Origin of the sequence: Kribbella deserti, from assembly GCF_042434725.1 — a bacterium.
Taxonomy (GTDB): domain Bacteria; phylum Actinomycetota; class Actinomycetes; order Propionibacteriales; family Kribbellaceae; genus Kribbella; species Kribbella deserti.
In genome coordinates, this window is record NZ_JBHLTC010000001.1 from 474,692 (window position 1) to 488,696 (window position 14,005).

At 67.6% G+C, this 14,005-nt stretch carries 6 protein-coding genes; 3 read left to right on the plus strand and 3 right to left on the minus strand.

What is annotated here, in order from left to right; translation table 11 throughout:
- Positions 1–177: 177 nt before the first annotated feature.
- Complete coding sequence (locus ACFFGN_RS02315) at positions 178–6,393, minus strand: RHS repeat domain-containing protein (protein WP_380043554.1); 6,216 nt, start codon at positions 6,391–6,393, stop codon at positions 178–180.
- A 174-nt stretch (positions 6,394–6,567) separates the two neighbouring features.
- Here ACFFGN_RS02315 and ACFFGN_RS02320 point away from each other — a divergent pair, with 174 nt between their 5' ends.
- On the plus strand, positions 6,568–7,341 hold the full coding sequence (locus ACFFGN_RS02320) for an SDR family NAD(P)-dependent oxidoreductase (RefSeq protein WP_380043555.1): 774 nt from the start codon (positions 6,568–6,570) through the stop codon (positions 7,339–7,341).
- A 46-nt stretch (positions 7,342–7,387) separates the two neighbouring features.
- Here ACFFGN_RS02320 and ACFFGN_RS02325 read toward each other — a convergent pair whose 3' ends face one another.
- Entirely contained in the window at positions 7,388–9,592 is a 2,205-nt protein-coding gene (locus ACFFGN_RS02325) for a fibronectin type III domain-containing protein (RefSeq protein ID WP_380043556.1), read from the minus strand.
- A gap of 348 nt (positions 9,593–9,940) precedes the next feature.
- Between ACFFGN_RS02325 and ACFFGN_RS02330 the strand changes: the two genes are divergently transcribed.
- A complete protein-coding gene (locus ACFFGN_RS02330) occupies positions 9,941–11,386 on the plus strand; it encodes a lysyl oxidase family protein (protein ID WP_380043557.1) in 1,446 nt (481 codons plus the stop codon).
- 47 nt (positions 11,387–11,433) lie between these two features.
- Here the strand turns inward: ACFFGN_RS02330 and ACFFGN_RS02335 are convergent, their stop codons facing one another.
- Positions 11,434–12,954 carry an MFS transporter gene (locus ACFFGN_RS02335; protein ID WP_380043558.1) on the minus strand — a complete coding sequence of 507 codons (1,521 nt, stop codon included), beginning with the start codon at positions 12,952–12,954 and terminating at the stop codon, positions 11,434–11,436.
- Between the two features lie 167 nt (positions 12,955–13,121).
- Here ACFFGN_RS02335 and ACFFGN_RS02340 point away from each other — a divergent pair, with 167 nt between their 5' ends.
- Entirely contained in the window at positions 13,122–14,003 is an 882-nt protein-coding gene (locus ACFFGN_RS02340; protein ID WP_380043559.1) for a LysR family transcriptional regulator, read from the plus strand.
- Positions 14,004–14,005: the final 2 nt, after the last annotated feature.

Genomic DNA, 14,005 nt, shown 5'->3' on the forward strand with positions numbered 1-14,005 from the left:
CCAGGCATCCCCGCCCCACCGCGACCCCAGACGGCGAGCCCGCAGCACAGGCCCGAAGCGCAGGCCCGAACCGCAAGTGCCGGCCGCAAGCAGGGACGGCGAGCCTGCCCCAGCGGTCAGGCTCGCCGTCGATGCTGTCAGCCTGCCCGGTTTCGGCACCGGGCAGGCCTGCTGGAATTAACCAAAGATCTGGCGGAACAACCGCCCGAGCATGGCCGCGCCGAATCGGGCCTTGCTGCCGCGACTGGCCGGCATGAACTCCTCGGGTTTCTTGGTATCACCGAACTTCGGTGTTCCGTCCGCGTGCTTGGCCGGGTGCTCCGACGCCGTTCCGGTCCGGGCCTCCATGCTCCACGGATCGAAGGTCTCGGCCAGGTCGATCTTCATCTCGGTACGGCGATCCAGCTGGCCGTACTTGTGACCGGCTCCACGCTCGATCGGCCGTACCGTGCCCTTCGGGGTGTCGAAGAGCTTGCGGCGCATCCCCTCGGCCTGTTTCGGCGTGGCCCACTGGTGTTTCGGTGGTTTGTTGGGCGACTTGGCGTTGCGTACCTCGTACTTCAGCCGGTGCTTACCGGTCGAGGCGGGCTTCTTCGCGCGTGGTCCGGCGCCACGGTGCGGATGCTGTTTCACCGGCACCTTCTTCACCGTTTTTGTTACCTGTGGCACCACCTTGCGCTGGGTTTCGACCGTCTGCTTGATCTGTGTGCGGAATCGCGTCACCCAGGTGGTGAACTGCCGGAACACCGTGGTGAATCGCGAGAGCAGGTTCGAGAACAGCCCGCGGAGCCCGGTCGCGACCTGGGTGGCCACCGTACGGACCACCGGCGCCACCGTGCGCACGACCACCGGTACCGCGCGCACCACCCGGACCACGACCGGCACCAGCCGGACCGCGAGGATGATGATCGGGATGAACGCGAACTGCCCGTCCGGGTCGGTGTAGGTCACCGGGCTGTTGTTGGCGTAGGAATACCCGTTCAGCTGCTGGGCATCCTCGAAATCGGCCAGCGGGTCCACCGAGATGAATCGCCCGGTCGTCGGGTCGTACTCGCGCGCTTGTAGGTGGACCAGCCCGGTCGACGGATCGTTCGTACCGCCGACAAATCCCTTCTGCCCGGGCCAGGCCGTTGGTGCCGCGCCCCGGAGTTCGCCGTAGGGGGTGGTCCGGCGCCGCTGGAAGGTCTGGGTCGCGGCGTCGATGGCCAGGTTGGGCGTGCCGTGGTGGTCCGAGCCGAGCCAGGTGAGCTTGCCCTCGGTGCGAACGGCCACGGTCTGCTTGCCGTGGTTGTAGTACCTCGTACCGGTCACGGTGCCACTCGGCTGCAGCAGTAGTTCCGTGTCGCCGAAGTACAACGTGGTGCCGCTTGCGTCGCGACGGAGCATCCTGTTGCCGTCGGCGTCGTAGACGAAGGCGGTGGTCTGCCCGCCCTTCACCACCTTCTCCAGCTCGCCCTCGGCGTTCCAGGTGAAGGTCTCACCTGCACCCGCCACAGTGCGGTTGGCCAGGTTGCCGCTCGCGTCGTACCCGTAGGTGTTTGTGGTGGTTCCAGCCGGCCCTGTGGTCGTTACCTTCTGCAAGGCGTGCGGCTTGGCCTGACCGGCTGCAGGGTATTCGTAGGTGCTGACGGTGCTACCGCCTGCAGTGGTGCGGGTTTCCGACTTACGGTTGCCCACCTTGTCGAAGGTCCACGAGTGCCAGTACGGCGCTGGGCCGCCTAGTGCGGAGGCAGTCGGCGTAGCGGCGCAGTCGCCGTTGCCAGGCGTCCAAGCCCCGGTAAGCCGTCGCAAGTGGTCGTAGTTGAAGCACTGGGTGTCAGCCGCCTCGCCCGTCGTCGACGAAGGCGTGTCGGTGATCTTCTTGACGTTGCCCGTCTTGTCGTACGCGTACTCGACGCTGGAGATCCGTCGCGGCGAGGTCTCCCGGTCAGTCACTACCCGGCTCAAACGCCTGGTACCGATCTCGTACTCGTACTTCTGCTGGATCCACTTGCCGGTGCCCTGCTTGAGAGTGACCGTGTCCAGCTCACCGAACGGCGTGTACGACGTACCGGTGACGTAGGACGACAAGCCCGTCAGAGTGGTTGGTAGATCCTGCGCGTTGTAGCCGAACGTCAAGGTCTCCGCAGGAAGTCCGCCCGCTGCAGGCAGTTCGGTCGACGCGACCTCGCCGTCGGCGTTGTACGTGTTCTTCACCGTGTACGTACCTGCCAGAGCGCCTTCCGCGGCCGGCAGCGTCACCTCCATACCGGTAGACCGTCCACCGGCGTCGTACCCGAGTACGCGAGTCGTGTAGGCCTGACCGTTCACGAAACGCGACGCCGAGGACGGTGAGCCCTTCGCCAACGTGTCGTACACCCACTCGGCCTGCTTCGGCCCGGTCAACGAACCCTCGTGTACGGCGGTCTTCCGCCCGATAGCGTCGTACGCGTAGGCCAGGGTCTTACCCCGCGCGTCGGTGCTGGTGGCCACCTTGTCGGTGTCGTCGTACGTGTAGGTGGTTGTGCCCTTGTCCGGGTCCGTCTCGCTGATCTTGCGGCCACGCTTGTCGTACTCGAACTTCCAGGTGTTGCCGGCCGGATCCCGTACCGAGGCCAGCTGGCCCGCATCGTGGTACGTGTACGTCGTGGCGTCGTACTCGCCACTGGCGGTACTACCGGTGTAGGCGCGCTGTTCGATCAGGCGGCCCTGCACGTCGGTGATCTTCGTGACGGGCTGTTCGCCCGACGGCGGCGTCACCGTGTGCCGGTTGGCCGTGTTGCCGTGAGTGGTCCGGAACAGCTCGACGCCTTGCGACTTGAAGATCTCGGCCGTCGGCCGGCCCGCGCCGTCGTACTCGAAGATCTTCTGCGTGGGCAGTTCCTCTTCGCGCGGCAGCAGCACCTCGGTGCCGGGTGGCGCGTCGTTGTAGTACTGCCCGTTCTCCTTGACGATCTGGCCGCGCGAGTCGTAGATGAAGTCGGTGACAACTCGTCCACCGCCCGGTGCGGCTTCCTGCTTCTGCCGCGGCCGGAGCAACCCGTCCGTCAGCTCGTACGACGTCTCGATGCTGCCGTCGGTCTGCAAGGTCCTGGTACTGACTACACCCGGCCCATCCGACCTGACCTCGTAGTCGTACTCCATGTTGGGCGTATCGGTCCGAGTCCGTCCCGGCAGCCAGACCTTGTCCGTCCGCCCGAGCGGGTCGTACGCGATCTCCGTGCGCTTGTTGTCCGCCTCGGTGATGGCGACCTCTTCGCCCCAGGCCGGGTCGAACTCGGTGATCTTGGTGTGGCCGTTCGGCTGGGTAACGACGGCCTTGGTGAGCGGAGCCGCGTCAGCCGGGGTGTACGCCGTGAGGGTGTTCCGGGACAAGGCGTCGGTGTGCCGGGTCTGCCGCCCCACCGCGTCGTACGCCGCCGTGAACACCGTCTGGTACGTCGGATTGCCGCTGGCGTCGAAACCGGCCAGCCGCTCGCCCTTGGTCGCGTCGCCCTTGGTCGGCGTACCACCCGGGGTAGAGCTGTTGTCGTAGTAGACGCGCTCATCGCTGATCACGTCGTCCTTGGTCCAAGGCTGGTCGCACGCCACTGAAACGGTGTGCTCGCGGGCCTTGAGCTCCTTGATGCCTGCCGCCGCGTTGGCGGCGTATTCGTACCGCGTGCAGGTGTCGTCGTTGGGGTTGGCTAGGTCGTTCCAGTCGACTGCCGCGGTCATAGTGCCCGAGGCGTCGTACAGGTTCTTAGAGGAACTCTTGCGCCAGCCACCGTCGATGGCCTCGTCTTGCCGGGTGGCCTGGTCCTCGACCTGGAAGGCCTGGGTGGTGCCCCACGACCGGACCCGGGTCGCCGTCGGCGCGGAGACCCAGTGGTCGGTGATGGAGCGCGAGATCATCGTGGTGCCGTTGTAGGTGATCTGCTCCCGCAACTGGCCCGACAGCGCGTTGATGTCCTCTACCTGGGCTCCGGTGGAGTCGGTGACCTTGACATCCTTCTGCGTGCCGTTGGATAGCTTGTCGCCGTCCATGCCACGGAAGTACTTGTGCTCGGTGACGGTCTGCGGGCCGTTCGCGTGGCCCTTGGTGACCTTGACCCGCTCGTAGCCACGCCACTGCGACCAGGTCTTCCGGCCGATCTCGACCAAGCCGTCCTCGTCGTCGTGCCGCCAGGCGGGCGGGGACAGGTACTCGACCTTGGTACTGACCGGCTCGAGTCCGCTGACCCGGTCCGACTCGGTGACCTCCAGGACGACGAACTTGTTGAACCAGTCCTGCCGCTCTGCCTGGCCTTCCGGCGTCCACCGCAGCGGGTGGCACCTCTTGCCGTTCGTATCCGGCGCGGGCACGTTACCCGGCAGGCTGCAGTCCTGAGGCGAGTACACGACGGCAAGCTCGCCACCGGTGCCGTACTGCACCTTGGAGACGCGCCACCAGTTCATGGCGGGAATGCCGTCGATACCGGCTACCCGGTTCGGCAGCTGGATACCGTCGAAGTTCACCTCGGGCGTCGAAACCGAACCACCGACGTGACCGCTGTTGGTGATCGCCTCCAGCCACAGCCCCGGCCGGGTGCCGTCGCCCGGGTCCGGGAAGGTGTGCCGCAGGGTCCAGGAGTCGACCGGCGTGAAGCCCGTGCCACGCCAGACCTCGGTGGTGACGCTTGCGAGCCGCTTCTGGGTCCAGAAGGTCGGGTGGAACTTGTTGTTGCAGTCGGTTGTGCTGTTGCAGGCCTGGTCCAGCGGGGTGTCGGGGAACGTGGCCGGCTGGCTCGTGGTGCAGGCGCTACCGGGGATGCAGCGATCCGCGGTGTTGAAGGTGATCCGGCCGACGGCGGGCTTGGTGAAGACCTCGCCATCGCGCTGGCCGTACTCGATCCGCTTGACGTTGCCGTTGCGCACGTAGTTGCTGACCGAGCCGGCTGTGCCGTTGCGGGCGTAGTTGTTGGTCTCGATGTCGTAGAACAGGCTCATCGTGTTGCCGTGCCGGTCCACCACATAGTCGAGGTTCCACCGGTAGCCCTGCTGGCAGTGCGAGTCGGCGTAGGCCGCCGCGTGGCAGGGCTCGCCGCTGTGGTTGCCGAACACCGGTACGGTCCAGGCCGACTTGGTGTCCTGCGCCGCGCTTGTTGCACCAGGCAACTTGTTCAGGCCGAAGTAGTACCGTGTGCCGTCGGCGTTGGTGATCACCCAGTACTCGCCGTCGTTGTCACCGTTGTTGCCGCCGGTACGCCGCTCGACCTTGGTGCCGTCGTCACCGCGCGGCCGCCAGGCGCCGGTCTGGTCGTCACGGACCAGCTCACCGCCCTTGCCGTTCAGTGAGAACGTCGCGTTGTCGGTGGCCCAGCACAGGTCGCCGACCGCCCGGGTGCCGTTGTTGCCGGACTGTTCCGGTTTCGAGGCGCACGACGCGTACCGGCGCTCGATCGAACCGCCCGGGGTGAACTCGAAGCCTTCACCGGCCCAGGACGGCTGGTTGTTCGTCGCCGAGGTCCGGCCGTCGACACCACCGGAGGAGTAGTCCAGCGAAAGGTCCGTGGTCGGTCCACCGACGCTGGGCGGCGTCTCCATCGGGTAGCGCCAGGTGAAGTCACCCGACGGGCCACCGACCTGCCAGCTCGCGGCCGGGGTCAGCGACGACGCCTTGAAGTCGCCCGCCGATCCCGACGGACCAGCCTGGACGGCGAACAAACCCGCCGCGGGTACGTCGGCCGACAGCTCGCCTGATCCGTCGTTGCGGGTCGGGATCGGTTTGCCCGCGCAGTCCGTGGTGAGCGCACACTCCGGCACCTGGACGACCCGGAGCCGGCTGTTCCAGTCACCGCCGTACGCCTGACCGAACGAGCGGTAGTCCAGCCGCAGTGCGACCGGCGCGGCCTTGGCGACACCGTCGGCCCGGTTCAGCCGGAAGAGCAGGCGATCGCCCTTTCGCCCGAGCAGATCCACCGTCATCTTGCCTGGGGAGTCCACCGCGCGCTTGGCGGCAGCCTGCTTGTTGGCCGTGGCGGTGGGACCGAGCCGGATCGGCAGTGAGCCCGCCTGCACGGTGGCCCCCGCGCGGTTGGTCCCGCTCAGGGCCTTGTCCCAGGCGATTCCGGTGGCGCCCGGGGCGGGCAGCGCGACGGTGACCTTCGCCGCCGACGGCCAGGTCACGGCCGGCGTACCGCGCAGGGCCTTGCCAAGGGCCGGATCGGGTTTGCGCGGAATGACCGGCGCGTTCACGCCGCTGACGGACTTCTCCTTACGCGGAGTGAAGGTCTCGTCCTCGGGTTTGGCCTGCGAGGCGGCTTCGGCGGCTGGGCTGTGCAGCATCGCGACCAGGGCCAGGCCGGTGATACCGGTGACCAGAGTGCGAAGGCCGCGGCGGCCGCGACGGGTTGGGGGAATCGGGGGATGCTCAGGCGGGAACACGGTGGTCATGGTTCCTCCGGGACTGGGGGGAGTGAGGTCAGTTTGTTGAAGGCGTCGTGGCGCTACAACGGTTTCGACGGCGCTCGAAGGTCCGGACCAGCGCGCACGGTCCAGAAACTGAACCGCCGGCGGGCAGCGGGCCGGGGTTCGGCAGACTGGCGGCACGAAACCGAAGGAGTGACTGTGGATCTTCAACTGACCGGGAGAACGGCCGTGGTGACCGGCGCCAGCAAGGGCATCGGCCTGGCCTGCGCGGAGGCGCTCGCGCGCGAAGGCGCCGAGGTGATCGGTATTTCCCGCGATGCCGGCAATCTGGAGGCGGCCCGCAAGCACCTGGAAGGCCTCGGTCTCAAACTCCAGGTCGAGGCGGTCGATCTGACCGACGCCGAGGCGGCCCGGCGCGTGCTCGAAGCAATCCCCCGCGTGGACATCCTGGTGAACTGCGCGGGCGCGGCCCGTCGTACGCCGCCCGCGGAACTCGACAGCGCGGCGCTGCACGCGACGATGGACGCCAAGTACTTCACGTATATGCACGCGACCGATCCGGTCATCCGCGGCATGGCCGAACGTGGTTCCGGCGCCATCGTGAACGTGGTGGGCCAGGGCGGACGGCAGGCCAATCCGCTGCACATCGGCGGGGGAGCGGCGAACGCGGCCTTGATGCTCGCGTCGGTCGGCTACGCCCAGGCGTACGCTGCCCAGGGCGTGCGGGTGAACGTGATCAACCCGGGCATGACCAACACCGCCCGGGTCGACGAAGGGCTCGAGGCGGCCGTCCGGGCGACGGGCCGGCCGAAGGCGGAGCTACTCGCCGAACAGGTCGCGGAGATCCCGATGGGCCGCCCGGCCGAACCCGCCGAGGTCGCGAACGTCGTACTGTTCCTGGCCTCGCCGCTCAGCAGCTACGTCACCGGCGCGATCATCCCGATGGACGGCGCCAAAACCTCGACCATCTAAAGGAAAGCGGGCCGGTTCCATCGGGAACCGGCCCGCTTCTGCCGAGCTAGACGATGATGTAGTCGATGTCGGCCATATAACCGCCCGGGTTGCTCACCTTGATGGTGTTCGCCCCGGCCTTGAGTTCCACGCGCTGAACGGTCGTCTGCGGTGTGCCCCAGTCGTTGTCACCGGTGCCGTGGAAGTTCACCCAGTACGGCGTGGTGTCGTTCACGGTGAGAATGCCCTGCCGGCTCGAATCGCCATCGGTATAGGCGATCTTCAGCAGGTAGGTCCCGGCCACCGGCACGGTCAGGTCGGTCAACGTGACCGTGGCGTCGCCACCGAGGTTGCCGACCTTGTTACCGCCGGAACAGGCGGCACAGCCGGAGACGCCGGCGTTTCCGGTGCGCGGGTTGGTGTCGGCCTCGGCCTCGTACTTGACCGGTCCACCGTTCTTCGAGGTGGTCAGATCCAGCGGCGCGCTCGCGGCCGAGGACCGTCCGTTGCTGACGGCCTTCACCTCGAACTTGTACGCCGTGGCCGGGGCCAGACCGGTCACCGTCGCCTTGGGCGCGGTCACCCGGGCCAGCTCGCGCCCACCGGCGTACACCCGGTACGACGTCGCGCCGGGGCTCGCGTCCCAGCTGAGCGAAGCGGTGGTGCGGCTGACGTCAGTGGCCTGCACGCCGGACGGCTTGGCCAGGGTGTGCGGGTTGTTCGGCGTGATCTTGTACAGCTTGGAACCGTGCACCGGCAGGGTGGCACTGACCTGGCCGCTGACCGAACCGAGATTCTGTCCGGCCCAGATGTCGCGCACCTTGGCCGAACCGGTGATGCCGAGCTCGTCGAACTTGCCCGTCACGGTGGCGGGCTGATCGCCGAGGTTGAACAACGCGACGGTGGTGCTGCCGTCGGCGTTCTTGGTGTACCAGGTCTGCTGCAGCGACGACTGGCTGAGCGGACGAGCGGGCCGGCCGGCCTGGTTGATCGCGATCACCTCGCGATTCGTCAGCAACTTCAAGCCGTACGCGTCGAGCTTGGTCAGGTCGTCACCGGAGTACAGCGGCGCGGCCTGGATCGCCCAGAACGTCATGTGGCTCTGGCGTTCCGCTTCGGTCAGGCCGTCCATCTCGGCGTTGCCGACGATCACCGCATCCAGGTTGTTCCAGGCGCCGGGGCCGGTGTCGTCGATCCACTGCACGACGTCCCACCAGCGCTGTTTCACCGAGCTGTCCCAGCGCACGATCGTGTCGCAGTAGCACTCCACGTCGGTGTCGATGCGCCAGCCGTGGGAGTTGGCCTTCCAGTCCTCGACGTACTTGTGGCTCATCGACCACGACAGCGTGTAGAGCATCTCGCGGCCGGAGTTCTGCACGGACCGGTACCAGGCCTCGACGTCCTCGCGGTTGTCGTAGTTCTCGCCGCCGCGGAACGAGCCCGGGCCGACGCCGTCCATCTTGATGAAGTCGACCTTCCAGTCCGCGAAGGTCTGCACGATCGAGTCAACGTACTTCTGCGCGCACGGGCTGGCGTAGTTGATCTTGTACGACATGTCCCAGCCGTTGGTGGTGCGCAGGTCCGGGTAGACGATGTCGCGGCTGAAGCAGTCCGTAGTGCCGTAGATCGGCATGTTGCCCTCGTTGTAGACGTCCTTGCCGAGGCCTACCACGGTGTAGATGCCGAACTTCAGGCCGAGCGCGTGAATGTCCTCGCCGACGGCCTTCATGCCGCGCGGGAACCGCTTGGTGTTGGCGACCGGGCGGCCCCACTCGTCGCCGCCGAGCTGCCAGCCGGCGTCGATGTTGATGTACTCGTAGCCGAACGGCTTGAGCTTCGTGGCCATCGCCTTGGCCTGGGCCAGGATGTTCTTCTCGGTGATGAAGCTGCCCGGGCCGTCCGGGTTCACGCCCGGATAGTTGGTGGACTGCAGGCTCCAACTGCTCCAGCCCATGTACGGCTTGTCAGCCGCCTTCGGCCGACCCGCTGTCGTGGCGGCTTGCGCGGCTGTGGCGGCGCCGGTGACCGGTACGGCGCTGGTGGCCGCGGTTGTGCCAGCCGCGGTAGTGCCGGTCGTAGTGGTGCCGGTCGCCGTGGTGCGGGCCGGGGCGGTGACGGCCTGCTGTACCTGAGCCGATGCGGCAGGAACGCCACTCGCGGTGGCCGGTAGGGCGGCGGTCAGGCCGGCCGGCACCAGGGCCGCCGCTACTGCCGTGGCGAGACCGGCGCGCAGGCGGCGGCTCGGTCCGGAACGTGCGGAAAGGTGGGGCATTCGCTCGATACCTCCGTTTTGTCCGAGGCGGGGAGCAGACGTTGCTCCCGGCCCGCCGCGGAGCCGGACGGTAGTGCGGTCGGCATCCGGATCGCGGTAGGGCGACTCTAGGACCATTTAATTTCTGTCGTCAAGTAATACGTCCGTAATGTTCTGAGACGCAAGTGCAACGGTGTGGCGCCAACAACCTCCCCGATCACCGCGTCCTAGTTCGCATACAGGGTCCGCGTCGGGGGTCGCGGACTCGTCATTGATCTGGAGGGGATCACTATCACCAGCAAATCGCAGTCCCGCCGTGCCGCCTTCGTGGCGGCCGGTCTCGCCGCACTTCTCGCCGGGGGTACCGCCATGGCGGCCGCCGCTCCGGCCAACGGATCAGCCCAGGACGCGGCTGCCGCCGAACCGCCGCTCAAGCTCATCGCCGCGTCGAAGTCGATCGTGCTGGATCGCTACGAGGACGGCGTCAGCGTCGAACTCGGCACGCATCTGGTGGCCGGTGCGAAGCCGTTCGAGCTGCGGGTCAAGCGCAAGTCGTTCAAGGACCCGATCGTGGTCGAGCAGATCGTCGACGGTAAGGCGAAGGCTCTGCCCGCCGGGCTGACCACGAACTACCTCGGTCTGCCGAACTTCACCCGGCTGACCATCTTCGACGCCACGGGCAAGAAGCTGGTCGACCGTGGCCAGACGTTCTGCCCGAACAGCTACGACTCGGCCCGCACCCGCCCGGACGCGCCGGACAAGACGCCGTACCCGGAGCAGTGCTCGCCGAACGGCTTCACCGTGAGCAACGTCTGGGGCATCCAGTCCGGCTGGACGGCGCGGCCCGCCGAGCCGCAGCAGATCAAGCTCTGGATGGGCAAGTACACCGCCAAGGTCGAGGTCGCGCCGAAGTACCGGACGATGTTCGGCATTCCGGCGAACCAGGCCAGCACGACGATCAACATCACCGTGCGCAAGGCGCCTCCGGGTGGGCACGGCAAGCTCGCTGACAAGCTCGCCGCCGAGCGCCGGCAGCAGGCCAGGATCGAGGCCGCCAAGCCGCAGCCCAAGCCGAACGCCAAGGCACCGGTCGGTAAGGACAACGTGCCGGCCGGACCGAAGCCGGACCTGGTCGCGCTGCCCGCGTGGGGCGCCCGGATCTCCAAGGGCGAAGAGGGCACGCCGACCGCCAAGAACGACTTCATGCAGTTCGCGGCGACCGTCTACAACGCGGGCCCGTCGACGCTGGTGCTGGACGGTTACCGCCGTCAGGGCCAGGACCTGATGGACGCCTACCAGTACTTCTACAACGAGAAGGGCCAGCAGGTCGGTCACGCCAAGACCGGCACGATGGAGTGGGACCCGCGCGACGGTCACTTCCACTGGCACTTCACCGACTTCGCCAGCTACCGGCTGCTGAAGGCCAACCAGACCGAGATCGTGCGTAGCCAGAAAGAGGCCTTCTGCCTGGCCGCGACCGACCAGATCGACCAGCTCGCGAAGAACGCCAACTGGCACCCGATGAACACCGATCTGCACACCGCCTGTGGTGACTACAGCTCGGTGGCGGTCCGGGAGGTGCTGGACGTAGGCGCTGGAGACACCTACGACCAGACTCGCCCGGGGCAGTCGTTCGACATCACCAATCTGCCGAACGGCACGTACTACATCCAGGTGCTGGCCAACCCGGAGAAGCGTCTCTTCGAGTCCAACACCACCAACAACAACGCGTTGCGCAAGGTGATCCTGGGCGGCAAGAAGGGCGCCCGGACCGTCCAGGTGCCGGCGCACGACCTGGTCAACTGGAACGGCTGAGTTGACCTGAGGGCCCAGGCCGCCGCTCCGGCCTGGGCCACCCATCTCTAACGCGGGGTCGTCCGCTTTCGTTGCGGCAGACGGCCTCGCGCCGTGGTGGTCACCCCTGGCCGGTCGGCGTGCCGGCAGCGGTCGGGGGTGACCGCCGTACGACTGACAGGGGCGGATGGCCGCGGCGAGAAGGCCGGCTGGTTGAGCTTGATCGTGCTCGGCTCCAGCGTCAGCCGCAACGGCGGCTGCCGCCAGGGTGAACGCGTTGCCACCGGCCGAAGCACCAGCCGCAGCCGGCTCGACCGGGCCAGCTTCACCGCGATCAGCAGGGTGGCCGCCGCCGGGATCAGGCCGGCCAGCAGCAGGCTGACCCGAGGCCCGGCGTGTTCGGCGATCCAGCCGACGGCCGGTCCGCCCAAGGCGCCACCGCCGATGAATACCAGCATGTAAACGCCCATCACCCGACCGCGCATCGCGTCGGGCGTGGTCAGCTGGACCATGGACTGCGCGACGTTCAGGAACATCAACGTGGCCAGGCCCAGCGCCACCAGCAGCGGCAGAAAGGCCCACTGCGAAGGCGCGAACGCGGCAACCACCTCGGTAACGGTGAGCGCCGCGGCGACCGTGACGAGGTTCCGGAGCCGGGGTGCGTGACGTCGCCGGGCCGAGATCAACGCGCCGGCTAGAGCGCCCAGCGCCACCACCGAGTTGAGCAGGCCGTATCCCGCCGCGCCCGAATGGAAGACCGAGTCCGCGAACGCCGCCAGCGTCACCGGCAGGCTCATCGTGAAGAAGCCGAAGATGCCCACGAGTACGACGGGCCAGAGCACCGCCGGTTCGCTGCGTACGAAGGTCAGGCCGTCCCGCAGTCGCACCGAGACGCCGGTACGACGAGGGGTCCGGCCGCGCAGCTCGTTCTCGCGAATCAGGGCGAGCGCGGTGATCGAGCCGAGATAGGTGGCCGCGTTGACCGCGAAGGCCCAGCCGGTACCGACCGCGCCGATCATCGCGCCGCCGATGGCCGGTCCGATCAGGGCGCCGAGCTGGAACGTGGACGAGACCATGCTGATCGCGTTGCGCACGTTCTCCCGGCCGACCATCTCGTTGACAAAGGCCTGCCGGCTCGGGTTGTCCACCGAAGTGGCGATGCCGAGACCGAGGGCCAGCAGATAGACGTGCCACACCTCGACCCGGCCGGTCAGCGCGAGCATGGCGAGGATGGCGGCCAGCGCGCCCATCGAGCTCTGGGTGACGAGCAGGATCCGGCGCTTGGGGAAGCGGTCGGCGATGAGCCCGCCGAACAGACCGAGAAAGATCGTCGGCAGGAACTGCAGCGCGGTGGTGATTCCGACCGCGGTGGCGCTTCCGGTGAGGGTGAGCACCAGCCAGTCCTGGGCGATGCGCTGCACCCAGCCACCGGCCGAACTGACAAAGAGGCCGGCTGCGAAGAGCCGGAAGTTGCGAATGCGCAGCGAGGTGAACGTCTCGCGTCGTACTGGTCGTGATGCCGAACTGGTGGCGTGGTGGTGGCTGTGGTCGTCGGTGGGATGGACGGTTCCGGTGGCCCGGGTGGTCAAGACAAGTCCCTCGATCGGCGATGAATCCTGGTGTCGCGCCGGTACCGCCGCTCCGGTATCGCCGCGGCGGTATCGGCGGGACATCTCCTACCCTGACGCTTGTCCGGTCAAATTCGAAGGACTATCAGTGGTATTAGTCTTATAACGTCCCGCAATGAAAGGCGCCGATGTCCAGCTATGACCCGGAACAGTTGCGCACCTTTCTCGCGGTGGCGCAGTCGCTCAGCTTCACCCAGGCCGCCGAGCGACTGGGCATTCGCCAGCCCACGGTGAGCCAGCACATTCGCAAGCTGGAGCAGGCGGTTGGCCGGCCGTTGTTCGTGCGGGACACCCGGACCGTGACGCTGACGGCCGACGGTGACGCGATGGCCGGGTTCGCCCGCACGATCCTCGCGGCGCACGAACAAGCCGTCGGCTACTTCACCGGTTCGGAACTGCGCGGCCGGTTGCGGTTCGGCGTGACCGACGATCTCGCGCTGACGCCGTTGCCCCGGATTCTGCGGGATTTCCGCCAGCTCTATCCGCGGATCGACCTGGAGCTGACCGTTGCCCAGAGCCCGAATCTGCTGCGCCGGGTCGAGTCCGGCCATCTTGACCTGGCCTACCTCAAGCACACGGTTGGCGCGGGCAACGAACCCTACGGGCGGCTCGTGCGGCGCGACCCACTCGTCTGGGCCGGCATCGAGGGCACCCGGATCGGACCGGAGGACCGGGTCCCACTCGTCGCCTACCAAGCACCGAGCCTCAGCCGGTCCCTCGGCGTACAGACGCTTGAACAGGCCGGCCGGGCGTGCCGCATCACCTGCATCGTCAAAGGCGTGAACGGCGTCCTCGCGGCGGTGCGGGCCGGGCTGGGGATCGCGATCTTCGCGCGCAGCCTGATGCCGCCGGACCTGATCGAGCCGCCGCCGAGCGCGGGACTGCCCGAGCTGCCACCGGTCGACCTGGTCTTGATCACGAACCCCCGCGCGGCCAAGGAACCGGCCGAGGCTTTGACGTCCGCCATCCTCGGCACGGCGGTCAAGCCGCTGGACCCGGTCAGCCCGTAGCG